The 22288-nt window shown below is 65.0% G+C and carries 21 protein-coding genes; 15 read left to right on the forward strand and 6 right to left on the reverse strand.

All coding sequences use genetic code 11. The features are described 5' to 3' along the window. Positions 1 to 9 precede the first annotated feature (9 nt). A complete protein-coding gene (locus tag N0A20_RS12860) occupies positions 10 to 729 on the forward strand; it encodes an esterase/lipase family protein (RefSeq protein WP_260580753.1) in 720 nt (239 codons plus the stop codon). Positions 730 to 810: 81 nt separating this feature from the next. On the opposite strand, the gene N0A20_RS12865 is transcribed toward N0A20_RS12860, so the two are convergent. The 5 genes from N0A20_RS12865 to N0A20_RS12885 form a co-directional block, all read right to left on the reverse strand. Further along, on the reverse strand, positions 811 to 1563 hold the full coding sequence (locus tag N0A20_RS12865; RefSeq protein ID WP_260580754.1) for a class I SAM-dependent methyltransferase: 753 nt from the start codon (positions 1561 to 1563) through the stop codon (positions 811 to 813). 159 nt (positions 1564 to 1722) lie between these two features. Beyond that, positions 1723 to 2856: a S41 family peptidase gene (locus tag N0A20_RS12870; protein ID WP_260580755.1), complete on the reverse strand. Its 1134-nt coding sequence runs from the start codon at positions 2854 to 2856 to the stop codon at positions 1723 to 1725. An 80-nt stretch (positions 2857 to 2936) separates the two neighbouring features. Continuing rightward, positions 2937 to 3137 carry a hypothetical protein gene (locus tag N0A20_RS12875; RefSeq protein WP_260580756.1) on the reverse strand — a complete coding sequence of 67 codons (201 nt, stop codon included), beginning with the start codon at positions 3135 to 3137 and terminating at the stop codon, positions 2937 to 2939. 11 nt (positions 3138 to 3148) lie between these two features. Then, a complete protein-coding gene (locus N0A20_RS12880) occupies positions 3149 to 4282 on the reverse strand; it encodes an acyltransferase family protein (RefSeq protein WP_260580757.1) in 1134 nt (377 codons plus the stop codon). Positions 4283 to 4472: 190 nt separating this feature from the next. Beyond that, complete coding sequence (locus N0A20_RS12885; RefSeq protein ID WP_260580758.1) at positions 4473 to 5990, reverse strand: acyl-CoA carboxylase subunit beta; 1518 nt, start codon at positions 5988 to 5990, stop codon at positions 4473 to 4475. Between the two features lie 20 nt (positions 5991 to 6010). On the opposite strand from N0A20_RS12885, the gene N0A20_RS12890 reads away from it, so the two are divergent. The 4 genes from N0A20_RS12890 (at position 6011) to N0A20_RS12905 (ending at position 9124) form a co-directional block, all read left to right on the forward strand. Then, entirely contained in the window at positions 6011 to 6553 is a 543-nt protein-coding gene (locus N0A20_RS12890; protein ID WP_260580759.1) for a thioredoxin family protein, read from the forward strand. Positions 6554 to 6565: 12 nt separating this feature from the next. Then, positions 6566 to 7345 carry an SDR family NAD(P)-dependent oxidoreductase gene (locus tag N0A20_RS12895; protein WP_260580760.1) on the forward strand — a complete coding sequence of 260 codons (780 nt, stop codon included), beginning with the start codon at positions 6566 to 6568 and terminating at the stop codon, positions 7343 to 7345. A 24-nt stretch (positions 7346 to 7369) separates the two neighbouring features. Beyond that, positions 7370 to 8074 (forward strand): hypothetical protein, encoded by a 705-nt coding sequence (locus tag N0A20_RS12900; protein ID WP_260580761.1) that lies wholly within the window; start codon positions 7370 to 7372, stop codon positions 8072 to 8074. Between the two features lie 216 nt (positions 8075 to 8290). Further along, a complete protein-coding gene (locus tag N0A20_RS12905) occupies positions 8291 to 9124 on the forward strand; it encodes a DMT family transporter (RefSeq protein WP_312846541.1) in 834 nt (277 codons plus the stop codon). A 156-nt stretch (positions 9125 to 9280) separates the two neighbouring features. Here N0A20_RS12905 and N0A20_RS12910 read toward each other — a convergent pair whose 3' ends face one another. Next, positions 9281 to 10213: an L-threonylcarbamoyladenylate synthase gene (locus tag N0A20_RS12910; RefSeq protein WP_260580762.1), complete on the reverse strand. Its 933-nt coding sequence runs from the start codon at positions 10211 to 10213 to the stop codon at positions 9281 to 9283. Positions 10214 to 10287: 74 nt separating this feature from the next. Here N0A20_RS12910 and N0A20_RS12915 point away from each other — a divergent pair, with 74 nt between their 5' ends. From N0A20_RS12915 to N0A20_RS12960, 10 genes are all read left to right on the forward strand, one after another. Beyond that, complete coding sequence (locus tag N0A20_RS12915) at positions 10288 to 12105, forward strand: acyl-CoA dehydrogenase (protein ID WP_260580763.1); 1818 nt, start codon at positions 10288 to 10290, stop codon at positions 12103 to 12105. Between the two features lie 32 nt (positions 12106 to 12137). Continuing rightward, positions 12138 to 13538, forward strand: a complete 1401-nt coding sequence (locus tag N0A20_RS12920) for a CHASE2 domain-containing protein (RefSeq protein ID WP_260580764.1) — start codon at positions 12138 to 12140, stop codon at positions 13536 to 13538. After that, a complete protein-coding gene (locus N0A20_RS12925; protein WP_260580765.1) occupies positions 13462 to 14430 on the forward strand; it encodes an EAL domain-containing protein in 969 nt (322 codons plus the stop codon). Before N0A20_RS12920 ends, N0A20_RS12925 begins: the two co-directional genes overlap by 77 nt. A 1136-nt stretch (positions 14431 to 15566) precedes the next feature. Continuing rightward, positions 15567 to 17504: a ribonucleoside-diphosphate reductase subunit alpha gene (locus N0A20_RS12930; RefSeq protein WP_260580766.1), complete on the forward strand. Its 1938-nt coding sequence runs from the start codon at positions 15567 to 15569 to the stop codon at positions 17502 to 17504. A gap of 65 nt (positions 17505 to 17569) precedes the next feature. After that, positions 17570 to 18007 carry an endonuclease domain-containing protein gene (locus N0A20_RS12935; protein ID WP_260580767.1) on the forward strand — a complete coding sequence of 146 codons (438 nt, stop codon included), beginning with the start codon at positions 17570 to 17572 and terminating at the stop codon, positions 18005 to 18007. A 62-nt stretch (positions 18008 to 18069) separates the two neighbouring features. After that, a complete protein-coding gene (locus N0A20_RS12940; RefSeq protein ID WP_260580768.1) occupies positions 18070 to 19128 on the forward strand; it encodes a ribonucleotide-diphosphate reductase subunit beta in 1059 nt (352 codons plus the stop codon). Positions 19129 to 19446: 318 nt separating this feature from the next. Further along, positions 19447 to 19758 carry a hypothetical protein gene (locus tag N0A20_RS12945; protein WP_260580769.1) on the forward strand — a complete coding sequence of 104 codons (312 nt, stop codon included), beginning with the start codon at positions 19447 to 19449 and terminating at the stop codon, positions 19756 to 19758. 130 nt (positions 19759 to 19888) lie between these two features. After that, complete coding sequence (locus N0A20_RS12950) at positions 19889 to 20845, forward strand: DNA cytosine methyltransferase (RefSeq protein WP_260580771.1); 957 nt, start codon at positions 19889 to 19891, stop codon at positions 20843 to 20845. Next, positions 20842 to 21735: a NaeI family type II restriction endonuclease gene (locus N0A20_RS12955; RefSeq protein ID WP_260580772.1), complete on the forward strand. Its 894-nt coding sequence runs from the start codon at positions 20842 to 20844 to the stop codon at positions 21733 to 21735. Before N0A20_RS12950 ends, N0A20_RS12955 begins: the two co-directional genes overlap by 4 nt. Positions 21736 to 21804: 69 nt before the next feature. Then, positions 21805 to 22152, forward strand: coding sequence for a very short patch repair endonuclease (locus N0A20_RS12960; protein WP_409574794.1), 348 nt, complete (start codon positions 21805 to 21807; stop codon positions 22150 to 22152). The last annotated feature ends 136 nt before the right edge of the window (positions 22153 to 22288 follow it).

Here is a 22288-nt window from a genome sequence, read left to right on the forward strand (position 1 = left end):
CCGCGCCGAATGGCTAGCGCGCGCATTCCCGACCCCGACGCGCCACCGCCGCTGGGCCTGCTGTGGCGCGAGATCGGGTTGCTCGCGCGCGCCTTGTGGGGCCGCGTCCGCCCCCTGCCGCCCGAGCCCAATCCCGACAGCGAGCATCCGCCGGTGATGGTGCTGCCCGGTTTCCTGTCGGGCGACTGGGCGACCAAGGCGCTGCGCGCCGACCTGCGCCGCGCGGGTTTCCGCTGCTATGCCTGGGGCCTCGGTTTCAACCGCGGCGCGACCCCCGACATCATCGAGCGGATCGACGGGCGCGTGCAATGGATCATCGACCGCACCGGCCATGCGCCCGCGCTGGTCGGCTGGAGCCTCGGCGGCATCTATGCCCGCGAATATGCCAAGCATCATCCCGGCAAGGTCGCGCGCGTCGTCACCCTGGGCTCGCCCTTTTCGGGCAGCCGCCGCGCCAACCGCGCCTGGCGCCTCTATCACCTGATCGCGCGCCACCCGGTCGACAATCCGCCGATCGACTTCCATCCCGCCCCGCGCCCCGAAATGCCGACCTTCGCGCTGTGGTCGAAGCACGACGGGGTCGTCGCGATCAACAGCGCCCGCGGCGCCCCGCACGAAAGCGACCGCCAGATCGAGGTCGACTGCGGCCATATGGGCTTCGCCTATGCCCCGACTTCGGTCGCGGCGATCGTCAAGGCGCTGCAGGAAGAGGTTACGGCGGCCGACTAGAGCCTGCCCTGTTCGAGGCGGTGGCACGCTGGTGGAAAGCCGCGCTGGTGCTGGGTTTACCCCGACATGGACCGCAGGATGTCAGCCCGGTTTCCGGAACCGCAGCACGAACTGGTCGGTTTTGCCCTTGATCGCGTCGTCGAACACCGGCAGCGTGCGCGCATCGGCCTTGTTGACCAGCAGCGGGCTTTCGCCCTCGAGCACGAAGCCCGCCGCCAGCACTTCGGCCTTCACCGCCTCGACGTCGATGCGGTGCAGCGTGTCGACGTCGCGCAGCCCCGATCCCGCCGCGGCGCTATGGTCGAGCACGATATAATAGCCGCCGGGCTTGAGAGCTGCGAACGCCGCCTTGTTGACCTGCTCCGCCGCGTCGGCGGGCGCCTTCGGACCTTTCAGGTCGTGATAGTTGCGCGACGTCCACACGACGTCGGCGACGCCCGCCGGGGCGATGTCGCCGGGCTTGCCGGCATAGGCCTCGACATTGCCGCGCCCCGGTTCGGCGGCGATCGCCTGCGCCCCCGCCGGGTCGCGCAGCTCGGTCGCATAGACCTTGCCCTTGGGCCCCACCGCGTTCGAGAAGATGCGCGTGAAATAGCCCTCGCCGGGCAGGATCTCGACGACCGTGTCGCCGCGCTTGATGCGCGCGAACTTGACCATCATGCCGGGTTTGCGGTCGGCGTCCTGCGCCTTGTCGGCGGCGGGACGGCCGGGGGCGACCGCGGCGACCTGGGCCTGCGCCGGCTGGACCGGCATCGCGGCGGCGAGACCGGCGACGGCGAGACCGAACGCGGCGAACAGAAAGCTGGTATTCCGAAGCTGGGTCAGATGCGACATGATGTTCCTCCCTTTTTGGTGGTGACGACGCCGGCTAGACGGCGGCAACCGGCCAATCGGATGCAGGATAAAGGACGCGCGGTCGCGCGAGGCGTATTATTCCACCAATACACGTTGTGAGGCGACGAACGGACGAACGGCGGCGCGCCGTCCGCTGCGTCAGCCGCCGGGCGTGGCGGGCGCCGCCGCGGGCCGCGGCCGCCGCCGCTCCATCGGCGCGCCGGGGACGTGCGCGTCGGACAGGCGCTTCGCCTCGTCGGCGCCGATGCCCAGGTCGGTGAGCACGCGCACCAGCGCCTCGGCCGCCGGAACCGCCACGTCGGGGGCGACGCCGTCGCCTTCCCAATCCTTGCCGGTCACCGGATCATAGGTCCGGCCGACCGGGATGAAGGCCTGGAAACCGTCGCCCAATTCCTCGCCATAGCCGAAATGATTGGCGCCGCCGGTCGCGTCGCCGACCAAGGTGCCGCGCCGCGTATGCTTCATCGCCAGCGCGAAATGCTCGGCCGCCGATCCGCTCGCGCCCGAGGTCAGCACATAGATTTTGGCGTCGCGCAGCCGCGTGTCGCCGTTCGGCGTCGCCCAATGCTCGCGCGCCACCATGCCGGCGTCGCCCTTCACCGGGCGCATCGACGCGATCCCGTCGATCGGCGACCCGCCCCGTGCGTCGACCGATTCGCGCGTCGCCATCGTCACCAGCCGCGTCGGCTGAGCAAACAGCCAGGGAAAGATGACGTCCATCTGGTCCAGCCCGCCGCCGCGATGGGTGCGGATGTCGAAGATGATCGCCCTGGCATCGGCATGGTCGGCCATGAACTTCGCCGTCGCGGCGGTCACCGCCGCGTCGTCGGGGAACAGGTTGAAACGGATATAGGCGATCCCCGGCGCGATCCAGCCCGGCTGTTCGATCGGCGGCAGGTTCGGCGTGCGGACGCGGACCGGTCCGCCGCCCGGCGGTGGCGCGGCGGGCGCGCTGCCCGCCGGCGGGCGCACCCGCAAATGGCCGTCGGGCGCCACCGCGTTCACATCCTCGTCAATCGCCTTTGCCAGCGCGTCGCCCGACAGCGCCCTGTAGCGCCCCGCAGCGATCGCGGCGCGGATCGCGGCGGCATAGCGCGCGCCGGTTTCGGGATAGACATAGTCGCGCGCGAGCAGCGCGGCATAGGCTTCGGCCACCGCATCGGCGCCGACCGGCGCGGGCGCGGCGGCCTCTTCGGCGGCAAGAGCGGGGGTCAGGGGCAGCGGCGCGGCGGCCAGCAGCAACAGCGGCAAAAAGCGCGAACGGCGAATCATCCTCGTCTCCAATCCACCCCGGTGAGCGAGGTGTATCAGAACGGCAATACGGATCAACTACATTTGTAGTCGGTGGCCGGTCAGGGCTGTCTGCGCGCGAACCAGATCAGCACGAGCCCGACCACCGCCAGCACCGTGCCGTTGCGCGTCCAGGCCGGATCGCCGAGCATGAAGCTGCTCGACGGCCAGCGCACGATGTCGAGTCCCTGCAATATCCAGAGGCCGCCCATCAGCACCGCCGCGACCCCGACGACCGCCATCAGGCCTTTCAATGCGCCCATCTTCGCTCTCCCTATCGGCGCTGCAGTCCGATCAGCGGCCGCAGCCAGCCGATGCTGCGCCCGATCGCATAGAAAAGCCAGCATCCGATGACGGTCGCGGCGAGCAGGACGAGGAAGGAGGGCAGCGCCGCGACATGCGCCCGGAGCAGATACCAGCCGGCGACGACGATGATCGTCTGGTGGACGATGTAGAAGGGAAACACCGCCTCGGCGAGCATCGCGCGCCGGGGATGGTCGCGGTTCCAGTAGCGGTCGGCGATGCCGACCAGCGCGACGATCACCAGCCAGCCGTTGATGTTGCGCGCGAGGTGATAGGGCAGGAACACTTCGGGCGGCGCGACCGTATCGCCCGGCCATGTCCACTCGATCCAGGCAACGGGGATAAAGGCCAGCACGCCCAGCACCAGCGCGACCTTCCACCAGCGCGCCACCGTCTCGAACAGCACCGGCCGCACGCGCAGCAGCCAGCCGACGCCGAACGCCGCCAGATAATGAAGATGCGACGGCCCGTCGTCGAACAGCGCATGCGTCTCGTCATGGTCGGGGAAGGCGAGATAGATGGCGATCCACCACAAGGCGGGCACGACCAGCAACCGCCACCCGCCGAGCAGCCGCGCCGCACCGTCGGCGATCCGTGCCCGCGCACCCGCGGGGATCAGCGCCAGCAGCGCCGCCGCGAGCATCGTATAGACCCACAGATAGACGACGAACCACAGATGCTGCCACGTCGGCAACGCGATGCCGTCGATGAACTGGAAGCCGAAATAATCGTGGAGCCAGAAATGCAGGAAACCATGGGCATAACCATGCTGGCCCATGAGGTCGATCCACGGCTGCGGCGGGATGATGACGATCATGCCGAACAGCAGGGGGATCAGCAGCCGCGCGCTGCGCGACCGCGCGAACCCGCCCGCCCCGCCGAGCTTCGCGAACAGCGCGGCACTGGCATAGCCCGACACGAGAAACAGCAGCGCCAGCCGCCAGCTGTTCGTCGCCAGCATCGGGATCGTCACCCAGTCGATCGGCTGCGCGATCTTCACATGCCAGCCCCACGGCACGAAATACATGCCGATATGATAGAGGATCAGCAACGCGAACGCCCCGATGCGGAGCCAGTCCATGCCGTAGTGGCGTTGCGCGGTCATGCCGGTCCCCTTACCCGTCCTCCTCCCCTCCCGCAGGCGGGAGGGGCAACGAGGCTTGCCAGCTTGCTGGCTAGCCGCAGTGGGGTGGGCTGGCAACGGCGCGTCAAAGGCCCACCCCGCTGCGACTAACGAACAAGTTCGTAAGTCTCGCTCCCCTCCCGCCTGCGGGAGGGGGTAAGGGAGTCCTTGCCTACTTCAGCACCCGCCACGCCAGTTCGGCAAACTCGCAGAGCAGCGGCCGCGTGTCCCTTGGATCGACAATGTCCTCGACGCCGAATTTCTCCGCCGTACGGAAGGGCGAGCGCACGCGATTGAGCCGCTCCCTGATCGCCTCCAGATGCGCGGCCGGATCCTCGGCCGCCTCCAGCTCGCTCTTGTACGCGACCTCGACCCCGCCCTCGATCGGCAGGCTGCCCCAGTCGCCCGACGGCCAGGCAAAGCGGTACTGGAAGCGCTCGGCGTTCGACATCGCGCTCCCCGCGATCCCGTAAGCCCGCCGCACCACCACCGACGCCAGCGGCACGGTGGCGCGATAGATGGCGTTCATCGCCTGCACGCCGTAGCGGATCGTCCCCGTCCGCTCGGCCTCGCCGCCGATCATGAATCCGGGATTGTCGACCAGATGCACGATCGGCAGGCGGAACTGGTCGGCGAGCTTGACGAAGCGTTCGGCCTTCTCGCTCGTCTTGGCGTCCCACGACCCGCCGAGGAAGCTGGGGTCGCTTGCCAGCACCGCGACCGGCCAGCCGTCGAGCCGCGCGAACGCCGTGATCGCCGCCCGCCCCCAGCGCGCACCCATCTCGAAAAAGCTGCCCGCGTCGAACACGGCATTGGCGATGCGCCGCATCGAATAAACCTGCTTCGCCTCGCGCGGGACGACCGACAGCAAGGTCTCATCACGGCGGTCCACCGGATCGCTGCACGGCGTGCGCGCGGCTCGCTCGTGGATCGACGAGGGGAGGTAGGACAGAAAGCGCCGCGCCGCCGCGAACGCCTCGGCTTCGCTCGCCACCTCGTCATCGACGACGCCGTTGCGCGTGTGCACGTCGCTGCCGCCCAGTTCCTCGCGGTCGAGCGTATCGCCGATCGCCGCCGCGACCGCAGGTCCCGCCGCGAACAGTTGCGACAGGCCGCGCACCATCACGCTGTAATGGCTCGCGACGACGCGCGCCGCCCCCAGCCCCGCGGTCGGCCCCAGCGCCAGCGCCACCACCGGCACGGTGTCGAGATTGGCGATGATCTGGTCCCAGCCGGGCACATGCGGGATATAGGTATAGCCCATATCCTCCAGCGTCCTGACCGACCCGCCGCCGCCGGTGCCGTCGATCATGCGGATCAGCGGCAGGCGATATTCATGCGCCATCGCCTCGCACTGGACGAATTTGCGGTGCAGCGCCGCATCGGCCGCGCCGCCGCGCACGGTGAAATCGTCGGCGCTGGCGACCACCGGCCGCCCGTCGATATTCGCGCGCCCGAAGATGAAATTGCTCGCGGCGAGGTCTTCGAGTTCGCCATCGGCACCATATTTGCCGCGCCCCGCGATCTTGCCGATTTCGCGAAAGCTGCCGGGGTCGACGATCGCCGCGAGCCGCGCCCGTGCGTCCATCTTGCCGCGCCCGTGCTGGCGCGCGACCTTTTCTTCCCCGCCCATCTTCTCGGCCATCGCGCGGCGCGCACCGAGCTCCTCGACTTCTTTTTTCCAGCTCATGGCGCCAAGGCTATCTTACGTTGACGGAAACGTCATGCAAAACCTATCGTCGGCGCATGATCCGCATCATCGCCCTCGCCTTCGCGCTCCTCGCCCTGCCGCTCGCGCCCGCCGCGGCCGGCGAGGACGCGCCGCTCCGCTCGATCCCCGGCGTCGAAAAGCCCTATGAAACCACCGCCTTCGATCCCGCCGCCGACGCGATGGCGCTGGTCGACACCGCGCTTGCCGCGGCGCGCCAGTCGGGCAAGCGGGTGCTGCTCGTGATGGGGTCGAACGACTGCCACGACAGCGCCTGGTTCGCCAACGCCATCGCCGGCATCGACATCGCGGGCGCGCTGATGACGCGCTACCATATCATCTTCGTCGATATCGGCGCGCCGCGGGTCGGCCAGGGCCGGAACCTCGAAGTTGCCCGGCGCTTCGGCTTCAAGAACATCAGGGGCACGCCGACCGTCGCGATTCTCGACGCCCGGGGCCATGTCCTCAACCGCAAGGCCGCCCCCAAATGGCGTAATGCGGCAAGCCGGAGCCCTGACGAAATCCAAGCCGAACTGATGCAATAGGGAGAGAGATACATGGCCGAGATGAACCTGACCGGGCGCGTCGCGCTCGTCACCGGCGCCTCGCGCGGGATCGGGCGCGGGATCGCGCTGGCGCTGGCCAAGGCGGGCGCCGACATCGCGGTCAACTACACCCGCGACGAGGCCGCCGCCGCCGAAACCGTCGCGGCGATCGAGGCGCTCGGCCGCAAGGCGAAAGCCTATCGGGCCTCGGTCACCGACGAGGAAGCCTGCGCCGCGATGGTCGCCGCGATCGAGGCCGATCTCGGCCCGCTGTCGATCCTGGTCAACAACGCCGGCATCGCCAGCCGCGGGCGGAGCGTCGCCGACACCGATCCCGCCGAACTCGAACGCGTCATCGGGGTCCATGCGCTCGGCCCGCACCGCATGAGCCGCCTCGCGCTGCCGCAGTTGCGCCAGCACAAGCGCAGCGACATCATCGTGATTTCCAGCGTCGCGACGCTCGGCAACAATGCCAATGGCGCGCCCTACAATATGGGCAAGGCCGCGGGCGAGGCGCTCGCGCTGACCCTCGCCAAGGAAGAAATGCGGAACGGCGTGCGCGTCAATATCGTCTCCCCCTCGCTGACCGTCAGCGACATGGGATCGAAACTGTCGCGCGCGGTGACCGGCGAGGAGGATATCCACCACCTCGACGCCAAATTCCCCTTCGGCCGCGTCGCGCTGCCCGAGGATGTCGCGGCGGCGGTGCTGTGGTTCGTCAGCGACGCGAATCCCTATTGCTCGGGGCAGAAGCTCAACATCGACGGCGCCGGTATGGCGACGTTTCGGTAGATTGGATCAGAGCAGGAGGGCGAGGTGACGACCTTCAACGATTTGATACGCAAGGCCGGACTCAATCCAAAAGAGGTCATTCTTGTTCGACACAGCGGCACCGGTGCAACGGGCCTCAAGCCATATGATCTATGGCTTGAGCGTAGCGATCGTTTTGATCGCTACCAGTCGACCCAGGAGGCAGGGCGGCCCATATTTCGAAAAGCGAAATATTGGGCCAGCTTTGTTTCAGGTCCGGAAAACACGACAATCTTCGTCAGCTTGTACGGGGCATCGCTTGGCGACGCGAGTGACGTCGACTGGGACTGTCCTCTCAGCGGATTGAAACCCGGGCAAGATAAGAACAAACCATATGATTTCTATTTGTTGGACAAGCGGGAGGAGTTGTCTCGCTTGATAGCCAAACTCCAAATCCGTTGGTCCGAAAGCGAGCGGTCGTGGGTTCAATATGCGCATAAAAACGAGAAAATCGTCGAGCTTGGCGCAATGGGAGTGTCGCTAGACGTACCTGAACCGACATCGGAGGAAGGACGGCGAGTATGGCGCACTCAACTCGCAATAGAACGCTCCGGAACGATCGGGAAACGGGCAAAGCTGAAAAATGCTGAATTAAACGGCGGCCACCTATGCTGCGACGCATGTCAGTTCAAACATCCCGACCCGTCGATGTTCGACGCCCATCATATCAGCCCCCTGATGGCCGAGCGAGCGACGATCCAATCTCGATGACCTCCTGATATTATGCCCAACATGCCATCGCCGCGCTCACCGAAGCGAGAACCGGCTGCTCCCTTTCGATGTGTTCGAACTGCGGACATGGGTCATCGCAGGGAGGCCATAGTCGCGCGTTCCATTTATCCGCTACAGCCGCCGCTATGCGCCCCGATTCGCCCTCGCCGACCATCCCCTTCCTGATCGCCTGCGCCGAGCATCGCGACCTTTTCGATGATGGACGTGCTGATGAAGGGGCTGTCGATCGAACTCGGCGCGTATAACGCCGTCCTCTGGCGCACCGGGGTCGGCACGCTCGTCAGCGGCGCCGTCTATTTCTCGCTCCGTGCAGCCTGGCCCGACCGCGCGACGATGACCATTCACGCCTGGCGCTCGCTGTTCGTCGCGGCGATGGCGCTGTGCTTCTTCTGGGCGCTCGCGCGGCTGCCGATGGCGGAGGCGATCGCCCTCGCCTTTGTCGCGCCGCTGATGGCGCTCTACATGGCGGCGACCTTCCTCGGCGAGAAGATCGGCCCGCGCTCGGTCGCCGCCTCGCTGCTCGGCCTCGCCGGCGTGATCATCATCGTCGCGGGCAAGCTCGGCGCCAGCGGCTACCGGCCCGATGCGCTGTGGGCGGTCGGCGCGGTGTTCCTGTCGGCGGTCTTCTACGCCTACAACCTCATCCTCGCGCGGCGGCAGGCGAAGATGGCGGAGCCGCTCGAAATCGCCTTTTTCCAGAATTTCTTCGTCGCCGCGATCCTCGCGCTCGGTGCGCCATGGTTTGCGACGGTGCCGGACGGCGGCCATGCCCCGCACATCCTCGGCGCCGCAATCCTCGCGACCACCTCGCTGCTGCTGCTGAGCTGGGCCTATGCCCGCGCCGAGACGCAGATCCTCGCGACCACCGAATATACCGGCTTCCTGTGGGCGATGCTGTTCGGCTGGCTCTTCTTCGGCGAGCCGGTGGCGCTGCCGACGATCGCCGGCGCGGTCCTCATCGTCGCCGCCTGCCTGATCGTCGCGCGCAAGGTCCCGCACGACGATCCGGTGGAGCCGGCGGCAGCTTAAAAATAGTCTCGCACAAAGGCACGAAGGCACAAAGAGGGCGTCCGCCGCGAAGCGGCTTCCTCCCGCCACCTCGCGCCCGAAAACTTGGCTTAAGGAAAATGGGGCCTGTCGGCCCAAACCCCTTTGTGCCTTCGTGCCTTTGTGCGAGTCAAATATTCACACAGCCGCCCGCGAAAGCCGGTCGTTGATGGCCGCGCCCAACCCCTCGTCCGGGATCGCCGCCACCGCAATCCGTGCCTTCGCGCTCGCCGCCCCCGCATGCAGCGCGTCGAACAGCCGCGCCGCCGCCTCGGTCAGGTCGCCCGCCGCGCTCAACTGATAATCGCCCGCGACCTTGCCGAAGCCGATGCCGAACTCGTCATCCCCAAAATCCTTCGCCCTCAGCCGCACCGGCTTGCCCGGCGCATAATGGCTCGCCAGCATCCCCGGCGCGACGATCTCCGCCCCTGCAACCCCGGACACGGGCAGCCCCGACGCCTCGCCCAGCATCGCCGCCGTCACCGGCCCCGGCCGCAGCACCTCGACCGCGCCGTCCCTGACCCGCGCGATCGTCGATTCGACCCCCGCCGCCGTCGGCCCGTCGTCGATCACCAGCGCGATCCGGCCGTCCAGCGTCGCAAGCACATGCTCCGCCTTCGTCGGGCTCACCCCGCCGCTGGCATTGGCGCTCGGCGCCGCGAGCGGGGCGCCGGTTTCGGCGAGCAGCGCCTGCATCGCGCGATGCCCCGGCACCCGAAGCGCGATCGTATCGAGTCCCGCCGTCGCGACGCTCGCCACAGGGCAGTCACCGGTACGCGGTACCACCAGAGTCAGCGGCCCCGGCCAGAACCGCGCCGCCAACAGACGCTCGACCGTGCCGAACACCCCCAGCATCTCCGCCGCGGCCAGATCGGGCACATGCACGATCAGCGGGTTGAAATCGGGCCGCCCCTTCGCGGCGTAGATTCGCGCGACCGCCGCCGCGTTACGCGCGTCGGCCGCAAGGCCATAGACCGTCTCGGTCGGCACCGCGACCGGCAGCCCCTCCCCGACCAGCCCCCCGGCGCGCGCGATTGCCTCCGCGCCAAATGGGCGGATATCGGTCGTCATGCGCGTTTGACCCTCGGCCATGCCGCGCTATAGCGCCGCCACCTGTGGAATCATCCCTAAAAGGGGAGCCGAAGATGACCTATACGCCGCCGACCACCGAGCAATTGTTCGTCCTCAACCACATCGCGCGGGTCGACGCGATGGCGCAGCACGACCGCTTCGCCGACGCGACCCCCGACATGGTCGAGGCGATCGTCACCGGCATCGGCGAGTTCGCGGCGGAGGTCTATGCTCCGCTCAACCGCGTCGGCGACACGAACAACCCGAAGTGGCAGGACGGCAAGGTCACCATGCCCCCGGGGTTCAGGGAAGCGTATCGGCAGTTCGTCGAGGCGGGCTGGGGCAGCATCGACGGCCCCGTCGAATACGGCGGCCAAGGCCTGCCCTTCACCCTCGCGACCGTGGTGATCGAGGCGCTGGGCAGCGCCGACATGGGTTTCACCCTCTGCAACATCCTCACCCCCGGCGCGATCCACGCGCTGATGGCCTATGGCACCGAGGAGCAGCGGCAGACCTGGCTTCCCAAGCTCGTTTCGGGCGAATGGAACGGCACGATGAACCTGACCGAGCCGGGCGCGGGCAGCGACGTCGGCGCGCTCCGCTCGACCGCCGAAAAGGTCACCGACGGCCCGAACGCGGGCCTCTACAGGATCAGGGGACAGAAGATCTTCATCACCTTCGGCGAGCACGACCTCACCGACAATATCGTTCATCTCGTCCTCGCCCGCACGCCGGGCGCGCCCGAGGGGACGCGCGGCATCTCGCTCTTTCTCGTCCCCAAATACCGCCTCGACGCCGCCGGCAATCCGACGATTTCGAACGGCGTCCATTGCGCGTCCATAGAACATAAGCTCGGCATCCACGGCTCGCCGACCGCGGTGATGGTCTATGGCGAGGGCGAGGATTGCCTCGGCGAGATCGTCGGCGACGAGATGGGCGGGATGCGCGCGATGTTCGTGATGATGAACAACGCGCGCCTGATGGTCGGCTGCCAGGGCGTCCAGATCGCCGAACGCGCGACGCAGCAGGCGCAAGCCTACGCCGCCGAGCGTATCCAGTCATCGCTCGCGGGCTCGCCCGACCGCACGCCCGTGACCATCGACCAGCACCCCGACGTGCGCCGCATGCTGTGGCGGATGCGCGCGCAGACCGAGGCGGCGCGCGCGCTCATCTATTACGCCGCCGCCCAGACCGATTTCGGCAAATTGGGCGACGAGGCCGCCGCGATGCGCGCCGAAATCCTGATCCCGCTGGCGAAGGCGCACGCGACCGACATCGGCTGCGAGGTCGCCAGCCTCGGCGTGCAGGTGCATGGCGGCATGGGCTTCATCGAGGAAACCGGCGCCGCGCAGCATTATCGCGACGCGCGCATCGCGCCGATCTACGAAGGCACCAACGGCATCCAGGCGGCCGACCTCGTCGGGCGCAAGCTCGGCATGGCCGGCGGCGACCTGGTTCGCGGCCTCATCGACGATATCGCGCACGGCGCCGCCGATTTCCCCGAATTGCGGCAACTCGCCGATGCGTGCCGCGCGGTCACCGACTGGATGGCGAACGCTCCCATCGGCGAACGCCTCGCGGGCAGCTATCCCTATCTGACGATGCTGTCGACCGCGACCTGCGGCTGGCTGATGGCGCTCCAGCACCGGGCCGCGCGCGCGGCGCTCGACGAAAGCCAGGGCGATGCCGCCTTCCTCGAAGCGAAGATCGCCTCGACGCGTTTCTACCTGCAGCAGATCGTCCCTGCGGCGACGGGGCTGGCGCCGTCGGCGCTGGCCGAGCGACGCGGCGCTTCCGGCGTTCGGCTGACCCCGGTTTCCGCGGCGTTTCGGGCCGTTTTCGCGCGCCCGATATCCCGCGTGATTAACGCGATGATAACCATCGGACCTTAGGCATGGGGGGTAACCGCTGGAGACGTGCGCGCGTGCCACCCGTAGTGAACAGGATGATCGTCAGCTGGCGCACCCTCGGGCTCGCCCTGCTGCTCAGCATCCTCGTCGGCGTTTCGGGCGCGGGCGACCTGCCCGACCGGCTCATCGGCTCCGCGACGAGCCGGCTCGGCGACCGGCCGGTGTCGGGCGATATCGTCATCGTCGCGCTCGACGACCGCACCCTCGGCCAGACCCCCGGCGGCAGTTTTTCGATGACCCAATATGCCGAGGTCGTCAGCGCGATCGACAAGGTCGGCGCCAAGCGCCTGTTCCTCGATTTCTATTTCGACCGCCGCGAATCGGACCCCGATTTCTCGCGCCTGACCCAGGCGGTGCGCAAGATGGGCAACCGGGCGGTGCTCGCGGTCGCGACCAAGTCGATGCCCGGCACCGACCGCAGCCGCTCGATCTTCCCCAATCCGGCGTTCGGCGACAAGGCGCAGCTCGCCAGCATCGCCTGGGATTTCGAATTCTGGCAGGTGTGGAACGTGCCGATCACCTATGTCGCCGACGGCCGCAAGCTGCCGAGCTTTGCCTCGCTGCTCGGCGGCAAGACGTCGGCGGAGCCCAGGAGCTTCCGGCTCGATTTTTCGTACAACACCAACAGCATCCCCATTTACGGCGCCGCCGACCTGCTCGCCGGGCGCGTCGGAGCGGCGCAGCTCAAGGGCAAGGACGTCATCTTCGCGCCCACCGCATCGACCTTTCAGGATGCCCATTATCTCCCCGGCCACGACCTCGTTCCCGGCGCCTATATCCACCTGATCGGCGGCGAGACGCTGAAGCGGGGCAATCCGGTCGACATCGGCTGGCTGCCGGCGCTGGTCGCGACGATGATCGCGCTCTTCGCCGCGCTGCTGCCGCGTTTCCAGCGCTGGTACGCGCCGCGCGGCGCTCGCCGCGGTCGCGGTTCTGGTGATCGTCAAGGTGCTGCTCGCCACCCTGCTCGTCACCGTGTCGATCGGTGCCGCGCTGTTCCTGATCGCCGCGATCAGCGCCAATGTCAGCCGCAAGCGCCGCCGCTTCTCCGCCCAGCGCGAAAATCCGGTGTCGGGCCTGCCCAATTTCGAAGCCCTGCGCTCGCAGCCCGCGTTCGGCAGCGCGACCGTCATCGCCGCCAAGCTCGTCAATTTCGAGGATCTCGCCGCCTTCCTGCCCGGCGAGGGCAGCCAGCAGCTCGTCGACCAGGTCGCGCGCCGCCTGACCCTCGCCTGCCACGGCACCCAGCTCCACCACGATCTCGACGGCACCTTCGCCTGGCTCGTCCCCTATTATCAGCACAGCCAGATCGAAGGCCATCTCGCCGGCCTCGCCGCCTTGTTCAACGCCCCGCTGACGATCGGCGAACTGCGCGTCGACGTCGCGATCGCCTTCGGGGTCAACGACGAGTTTGAAGGATCGAACGCCCAGCGCCTCGCCGCGGCGCTCGTCGCCGCCGAACGCGCGATCCGCACCCGCGCGCTGTGGACCAAATATTCGCCGCGGCAAAAGGAGGACGCCGGCTGGCAGCTTTCCTTCCACTCGCAGCTCGAGGACGCGCTCACCAGCGGCGACATCTGGGTCGCCTTCCAGCCGCAGTACGACATCCGGACCCACGCGCTCGTCGGGGTCGAGGCGCTGGCGCGCTGGACGCATCCGACGCGCGGGCCGATCCCGCCCGACGAATTCATCGTCCAGGCGGAAAAGAGCCAGGATATCTATCGTCTCACCCTGTTCGTGATGGATCATGCGATCCGGTCCGCGACGCAGCTGCGCGAGCGCGGGCTCGACATCCATATGTCGGTCAACCTGTCGGCGACCTTGCTCGACCATGCCGATCTGGTCGGCACGATCCGCGTCATGCTGACCGCGCACCATCTGCCGCCCGAAATGCTGACGATCGAGATCACCGAAACGGCGCAGATCGAAAACAGCCGCCAGGCGCGCCAGACGCTCGCGCAACTCCGCCGCGCGGGCATCCGCCTGTCGATCGACGACTATGGCACCGGCCAGTCGAACCTCGAATATCTGACCGAAATCGAGGCCGACGAGATCAAGATCGACAAGCGATTCGTGATGACCATGCGCGATTCGCAACGCAACTTCGAAGTCGTCAAATCGACCATCGACCTCGCCCACCGCCTGGGCGCGGTCGCGGTCGCCGAAGGGATCGAGGATGCCCCGACAATGGCCCTGCTCGAACAGCTCGGTTGCGACGTCGGCCAAGGTTATCACCTTGGAAAACCGCAGCTATTCTCCGAACTCACCGCCACGCTCGCCCCCACCCACCACAGCCGCACGGCATAATCGTTACCACTTTGGTAACATTCTTGGTTAAGACTCGATTTACCATGTCTTTTAGGGTATATGCTGCGTTAACTGCTCTGCGTGGGCAGTGCAGACGTGCATCACTAGGAGACATCCCATGGGTTGGTTCTACAGGTGGTTGGGCGGCGGCGGCACCGGTAGCGGTGGCGGCCAGGCCTGATCCAAATGAATAGAGAAAGGGCCTCGGCATCGCCGGGGCCTTTTTTCATTTGGCGATGATGTCTTTTGCAAACCCAGGCGGCCTGTCGGGATCGGGGTGGGAGGCGGACGTTTGGCGACGCGCTCAGCAAGCGTTGTTCGAGGCTGATGGGGCGGATATTTTGTTTCGCACAAAGGCACAAAGGCACGAAGAAGCCGTTCGCGGCCGAAAGGCCGCCTTCTCATCGACGTCGATGTTTTGACGAGGCCCAAGAGGTAAAGCCGCTTCGCGGCAAGCACGACATCTTCGTGCCTTTGTGCCTTTGTGCGAAATCAATCTCACTCACGTCGGCGCACTGCGCCTTCGGTGCCGCCGATAAGCCTGCGTCCGCTCCCGCCCGATTGTCGACTATGAGCGCGACGAACATCCGCCTCGCCGCCGCGGCGAAGGAAAATTGGACGAAGCGTTGCATAAGGTCCCCGGCCCGCGCCGGACAGGCTGGGCGACGACCGGGATTTCGCCACCGACCCCGCGCACCGCAAAGCCTGTCCGGCATCCCTCCCCCATATCTTGTGCCGGCCGGATTTTTTTGTGCCGCGCCGCGGCGCTTCGCGTCGCCCTCCAACATCGCGGAAAGCCGCCATTTGGCACCGTGAGCCGTGCCCGGTCAGCGACGAAGCGAGATCAGAAGAGCGACGAACCGAGTCGCTAATCTGTCATTTACCGTCTTGCATCGCCGCGCCGACGTGGCACTATGGGTTGTGGGTCAACCGCCGGGGGCACCCCAACAAATAGTATCAGGCCGAAAGTGGCGGATTTCCGTCGCCTTCCTATATGGAGGCGGAAAAACCCTCTTTGCGCCCGAAAATAAGTGCCAACCGGGACCGAGAAAATGCTAAGACCGGGGCTTCGTCCCGAGTCGAACAAGACAGGAACAAACGCGCAGGACGCGCGTTCGAATCGGGGGCGTATGAGCATGGATTTTCGCGAGATGGAACGGGTGGAGACGAGCGACGTGGCGACGGTGGAACTGACAAAGAATGAAGCGCCGCTCGCGAGCGAATCGAAGAGCGAATCGCCGCCCGCGAAACGCGACGATTCGAGCGAACCCAAGGTCCACGCCCGCCGCTTCGCGATCGAAACCGACAAGAGCCGCGACGCGCTGCTCACCGACTTCGGCAAGGAAACGCTCGAAGACCGCTACCTCCTCCCCGGCGAATCCTATCAGGACCTGTTCGCGCGCGTCGCCGACGCCTATGCCGACGATCAGGACCACGCGCAGCGCCTCTACGACTATATCTCGAAGCTGTGGTTCATGCCCGCCACCCCCGTCCTCTCGAACGGCGGCACCGGCCGCGGCCTGCCCATCTCCTGCTACCTCAACTCGGTCGACGACAGCCTCGAAGGCATCGTCGGCACGTGGAACGAGAATGTCTGGCTCGCGAGCCGCGGCGGCGGCATCGGCACCTATTGGGGCAATGTCCGCGGCATCGGCGAACCCGTCGGCCTCAACGGCAAGACCAGCGGCATCATTCCCTTCGTCCGCGTGATGGACAGCCTGACCCTCGCCATCTCGCAGGGCAGCTTGCGCCGCGGTTCGGCCGCCTGCTATCTCGACATCTCGCACCCCGAGATCGAGGAGTTCCTCGAGGTCCGCAAGCCGTCGGGCGACTTCAACCGCAAGGCGCTGAACCTCCACCACGGCGTGCTCATCACCGACGAGTTCATGGAGGCGGTGCGCGACGGCAAGGAATTCGACCTCCGCTCGCCGAAGGACCAGAGCGTCCGCGGCACCGTCGACGCGCGCGGCCTGTTCCAGAAGCTCGTCGAGACGCGCCTCGCGACCGGCGAACCCTACATCATCTTCATCGACCAGGTGAACCGCATGATGCCCAAGCATCACCGCGACCTGGGGCTGAAGGTCACGACATCGAATCTGTGCAGCGAGATCACGCTGCCCACCGGCCGCGACCATCTCGGCAACGATCGCACCGCGGTCTGCTGCCTCTCGTCCTTGAACCTCGAAACCTGGGACGAGTGGAACGGCGACAAGCGCTTCATCGAGGATGTCATGCGCATGCTCGACAACGTCCTTCAGGACTATATCGACCGTGCCCCGCCCGAAATGGCGCGCGCCAAATATAGCGCGAGCCGCGAACGCTCGGTCGGCCTCGGCGTGATGGGCTTCCACAGCTTCCTCCAGGCGCGCGGCCTGCCGTTCGAGGGCGCGATGGCGAAGTCGTCGAACCTGCGCGTCTTCAAGCATATCCGCGCGCAGGTCGATGCCGCGTCGATGCTGCTCGCCAACGAGCGCGGCCCCTGCCCCGACGCCGCCGATCAGGGCGTGATGGAGCGCTTCAGCTGCAAGATGGCGATCGCGCCCACGGCGTCGATTTCGATCATCTGCGGCGGCACCAGCGCGTGCATCGAGCCGATCCCCGCGAACATCTACACGCACAAGACGCTCTCGGGCAGCTTCTCGATCCGCAATCCGCACCTCGAAGCGCTGCTCGTCGACAAGGCGAAGAACAGCGACGCGATCTGGAACTCGATCCTCGAAAAGGGCGGCAGCGTCCAGCACCTCGACTTCCTGACCCAGGACGAAAAGGATGTGTTCAAGACCAGCTTCGAGATCGACCAGCGCTGGCTGCTCGAACTCGCCGCCGACCGCACGCCGTACATCGACCAGGCCGCGTCGCTGAACCTGTTCATTCCGGCGGACGTCGAGAAATGGGACCTGCTCATGCTCCACTACCGCGCGTGGGAGCTCGGCATCAAATCGCTCTATTATCTGCGGTCCAAGTCGGTCCAGCGCGCCGGCTTCGCGGGCGGGGTCGAGGCCGACAACACGCCCGAGGCGCCGAAATACGAGCTGCAAACCACCGATTACGACGAGTGCCTCGCGTGCCAGTAACGAATCCCTCTCCCACCGGGAGAGGGAGGGAGGCGCAAAGCGCCGGAAGGGTGAGGGCGACGAATATGCGCACCTATCGCCATCAACCCTCCGGCACCGTCACCCGCGCCCGCACCTTGCGCAAATCCGCCACCGAAGCCGAAAAGCGCATGTGGCGCGCGCTGCGCGAAACCTTCCCCGCCATCAAATGGCGGCGGCAGGTTCCGATCGGCCCCTATTTCGCCGACTTCTTCAGCTTCGCCGCGAAGCTGGTGATCGAGGTCGATGGCGGACAGCATAGCGAGGCGGCGTCTTACGACGCCCGCCGCACCGAATTTCTCGAAGCGCAAGGCCTCACCGTCCTCCGCTTCTGGAACACCGACGTGCTCGCCAACACGCAGGGCGTCATGGAAACAATCTCCCTCTCCCTCCGGGAGAGGGAGGGAGCCGCGAAGCGGCGGAAGGGTGAGGGCGACGAACCGCCGCCACCCGACCGCCGAACACCCTCACCTTCCCAAGGCTGACGCCTTGGGCCCCTTCCTCTCCCGGCGGGAGAGGAGTAAGAAATACCAGTCTGGAGTCCGCAATGCCCCTTCTAGAAGCCCGCAAGACCTACAAGCCCTTCGAATATCCGTGGGCGTTCGATTTCTGGAAGCGCCAGCAGCAGATCCACTGGGTGCCCGAGGAAGTGCCGCTGGGCGAGGATTGCCGCGACTGGGCGCAGAAGATCTCGGACCACGAGCGCAACCTGCTCACCCAGATCTTCCGCTTCTTCACCCAGGCCGACATCGAGGTGCAGGATTGCTACCACGAAAAATACGGCCGCGTGTTCAAGCCGACCGAGATCAAGATGATGCTGACCGCGTTCAGCAACATGGAAACCGTCCACATCGCGGCGTACAGCCACCTGCTCGACACCATCGGCATGCCCGAGAGCGAGTACGGCATGTTCCTCGAATATGACGAGATGCGCGCCAAGCACGACTATATGCAGCAGTTCGGCGTCGACAGCGACGAGGATATCGCGCGCACCCTCGCGATGTTCGGCGGCTTTACCGAAGGCTTGCAGCTCTTCGCCAGCTTCGCGATGCTGATGAACTTCCCGCGCTTCAACAAGATGAAGGGCATGGGCCAGATCGTCAGCTGGTCGATCCGCGACGAAAGCCTCCACTGCGAAGGCATCATCAAGCTGTTCCACACCTTCACCAAGGAACGCGGCTGCCTGACCAAGGCGGTGAAGGAAGACATCATCGACACCTGCCAGAAGACCGTGCGGCTGGAGGATGCCTTCATCGACCTCGCCTTCGAACAGGGCCAGGTCCCCGGCATGACGCCCAAGGAGATCAAGCGCTACATCCGCTACATCGCCGACTGGCGCCTGGGCCAGCTCGGCTTCCAGCCGATCTACATGATCGACGAACACCCGCTGCCCTGGCTCGCCCCGCTGCTCAACGGCGTCGAGCACGCCAACTTCTTCGAAACCCGCGCGACCGAATACAGCAAGGGCGCGACCCGCGGCGACTGGAACACGGTATGGTCGAGCTTCGACAACCGCAAGAAGGCCAAGGCGAACGACGACAGCGCCCCCGCGCCCGAAACCGACGGCGAGGACATGTTCGCCAAGGCGGGCATCGCCGCCGAATAAGCCCCTTCAAAACCCCTCCCGCAAGCGGGAGGGGCAGCGAAACTTGCCAGCTTGCTGGCTAGTTGCAGCGGGGTGGGCAGGCTTCGCCGCGCCGGAAGTCCGCATCGCGAGGCGTCACGCCGACAACGCCCAAAACCCGCCGTCATCCCCGTGAAGGGTGACGGGAGGCACGTGACTCCAGGCACAATCCAGCTTTTTCCTTCTTCGTGCCTTTGCGCCTTTGCGTGAGATTTTTCTGGTTTCACGCAAAGGCGCAAAGGCACGAAGAAAAGGACAAAAGAAGTAAACTGGATCCCCGCCTTCGCGGGGATGACGAAGTTGGAGACCTTATCGCGTGTCGGGCCGCCCCCATCCTTCGCCCTTCACCCCGCCGCCGATCTCGACTATCCTGCGGGCATGACCGACAAGAAACCCAAGCTCAAACTGCTGGCCCTCAGCCAGCCCCAGCGCGCGACCCTCGAAGGCATATCGAACCGCCGCCCCCAGCTCCCCAGCGACCCGATCCGCGACGAACTCGCCGCCCTCGGCCTCGTCGCGCAGCAAGGCGCGAAGTGGACGCTGACCCCGACGGGCAAGAAGGTGCTCGCGGCGGGGTCGAATCGGCGGAACGCGGGCGGGTTTTCCGTTTAGCTTTGAGAGCCCGACAAAGTCGATTCTGACAGGTCCATTACGGATGCGACTGCTTAAATTTTGAGGGTATAGGCCTTGCCAAGCCTGATGGAACATATAAAGAACGCAGATACTGCTCCCGGGAGGTCACATGCAATCGATTGAATTTTGCGCGGGAGCCGGAGGACAGGCGCTCGGTTTAGAACAAGCCGGTTTTCGTCATGCGGCGCTCGTCGAAATAGAGCGAGATTTCGCCAAAACACTTGAACTGAATCGGCCGACTTGGAACGTCATTTCGCAGGACATGAATACGTTCGACGGAACGCCGTATCGCGGGGTGGATTTGCTCACGGCTGGCTTGCCGTGCCCGCCATTTTCGGTCGCCGGCAAACAACTCGGCGACAAGGACGAACGCAATCTATTCCCCGCCGCTTTGCGCTTGATTGACGAGATCAAGCCCAAAGCCGTCATGATCGAAAACGTGCGTGGCTTTCTATCAGCCGTATTCGATGACTATCGGACCCATCTTAAAAAACAACTTTCCAATCTGGGATATGAGACGGATTGGCGCTTACTTAACGCATCCGATTTCGGCGTGCCCCAACTAAGGCCTCGCGTTGTAATCGTGGCGATAAGACAGGACCTCACCGACGCATTCGACTGGCCAAGCGTCAGCCCACACAACCCTCCAACGGTGGGGGAAACGCTGCGTGACCTTATGGCAGCCAACGGCTGGCACGGCGCGGATACATGGGCATCACGGGCAAACGATATCGCGCCGACCATTGTTGGAGGCTCGAAGAAGCACGGCGGCCCCGACCTCGGACCGACGCGCGCAAAAAGGGCGTGGGCTTCGCTCGGGGTCGAGGGACGAACTATCGCTGATAGTGCGCCTGACAAAGATTTTGTCGGAATGCCCCGCCTTACCACCCGCATGGTGGCGCGACTTCAGGGCTTCCCCGATCATTGGCAATTTTATGGCCGAAAAACTATGGCTTATCGGCAGGTTGGCAACGCGTTTCCTCCGCCGGTCGCGAAGGCCGTAGCTAATAATCTGCGTATCGCGCTTGCCGTACAGCAGAACTTTTTGGTACATGCCGTTGGGTGAACCTATTTCCCAATTCAGGATACCGATCGCTTCCCGCTAGCCATCCTGACTGTGAAGACCTTGCGGCTCTCGAATCTGAACTGCTTACCGCGATTGGCGGAAAGGAAGTTTTTGAAGAGAAGCTACGGTCTTTCTTTCGCTCCGCTATCGATGAAGTAATTGATACGGCTAGAACTGGTCGATTTTTTCTCTCGGAGCTAGAAAAAACAGAAAAGACCTATCTAGGTACGAAATTCGAGATACTGCTTCGTGATTGGCTGCAAGTGCCTCGAGGCGTCCTTCTGGACCTGCTTATCGGGGACCGAGAGGTAGACGTTAAATCGACGACAGGCGGCGGTTCAGGTTGGATGATTCCGCCAGAAGCTATCGATCAATACTGCATATTGCTGCGCGTAAACGAAACATTGGCGAAATGCGCTGTTGGGCTGGTTCGTGCTCGTCCTGCATATCTGCGTCAAGGGAAGAACAGAGATGCGAAAACATCGTTCTCTGCCGCCGGGACCGAGCATATCTGGTGGCTGGTTTCAAACTTCGACTACACACCAAACTTTTGGTCGCTGATAGACGAAGAGCACCGGAAAAAGATAATGAGTAGCGGCAAGGGGACGAAGCGCTTAGCGACCCTTTTCCAAACCTGTCTGGGCATGCCGGTTTCCCGTGTGCAGGTCGCAGCAATTGCGGCACAAGATGACTATATGAAACGGCTTCGCAGAAACGGCGGAGCGCGAGATTCTCTGGCAAAAATGGGGATCGCCATTCTTTATTCGGGTTATGACCGAGAACTCATGCAGCGGCTGGGCCTGAAAGTAGGTCATCGAGAATTTGTCTCCTACCGTCCAAAAACGGAGGAACAAGAAGGCTGGCTTCGTGAGGCGGGCAAAATCGACTAGCCGCACGTCATGGACAAGCTTACTCCCGAGCGGCGCAGCGCTAACATGCGAGCAATTCGAAGCGCCGGTATGAAGCCGGAGATGGTGGTCAGACGGGTCGTCTACGCCTTAGGCTATAGATATCGGCTTCACCGCAAAGACCTGCCTGGAAAGCCTGACTTGGCCTTCATCGGCCGCAGAAAGGTCATTTTTGTCCACGGATGTTTTTGGCATCAACATCCTGACTGTCGCGAAGGACGGCCGCCAAAATCAAACAGCGGCTATTGGGGGCCTAAACTGGCTCGAAACATCGAACGCGATGCTGAAAATGTCCGTCGCCTAAGGGAGTTGGGTTGGACTGTCCTCACCATATGGGAATGTGAAACCGAGCGTCACGAGGACCTAGTCAGACGTATAACATCTTTCCTGAACACGTGATTACGGTGGTGATTACGGTGACAGGTGCAACAACCCCTAATTAGCCCGAGTCCCACCCCGCCCCACGCCCCACCAAATCCTATTTCGCACATCCCACGCAAAAAAACGCTTTCCTAAATTATTTCGCCATGCTCCA

The sequence above is a fragment of the Sphingopyxis sp. PET50 genome (assembly GCF_025244705.1).
Taxonomy (GTDB): domain Bacteria; phylum Pseudomonadota; class Alphaproteobacteria; order Sphingomonadales; family Sphingomonadaceae; genus Sphingopyxis.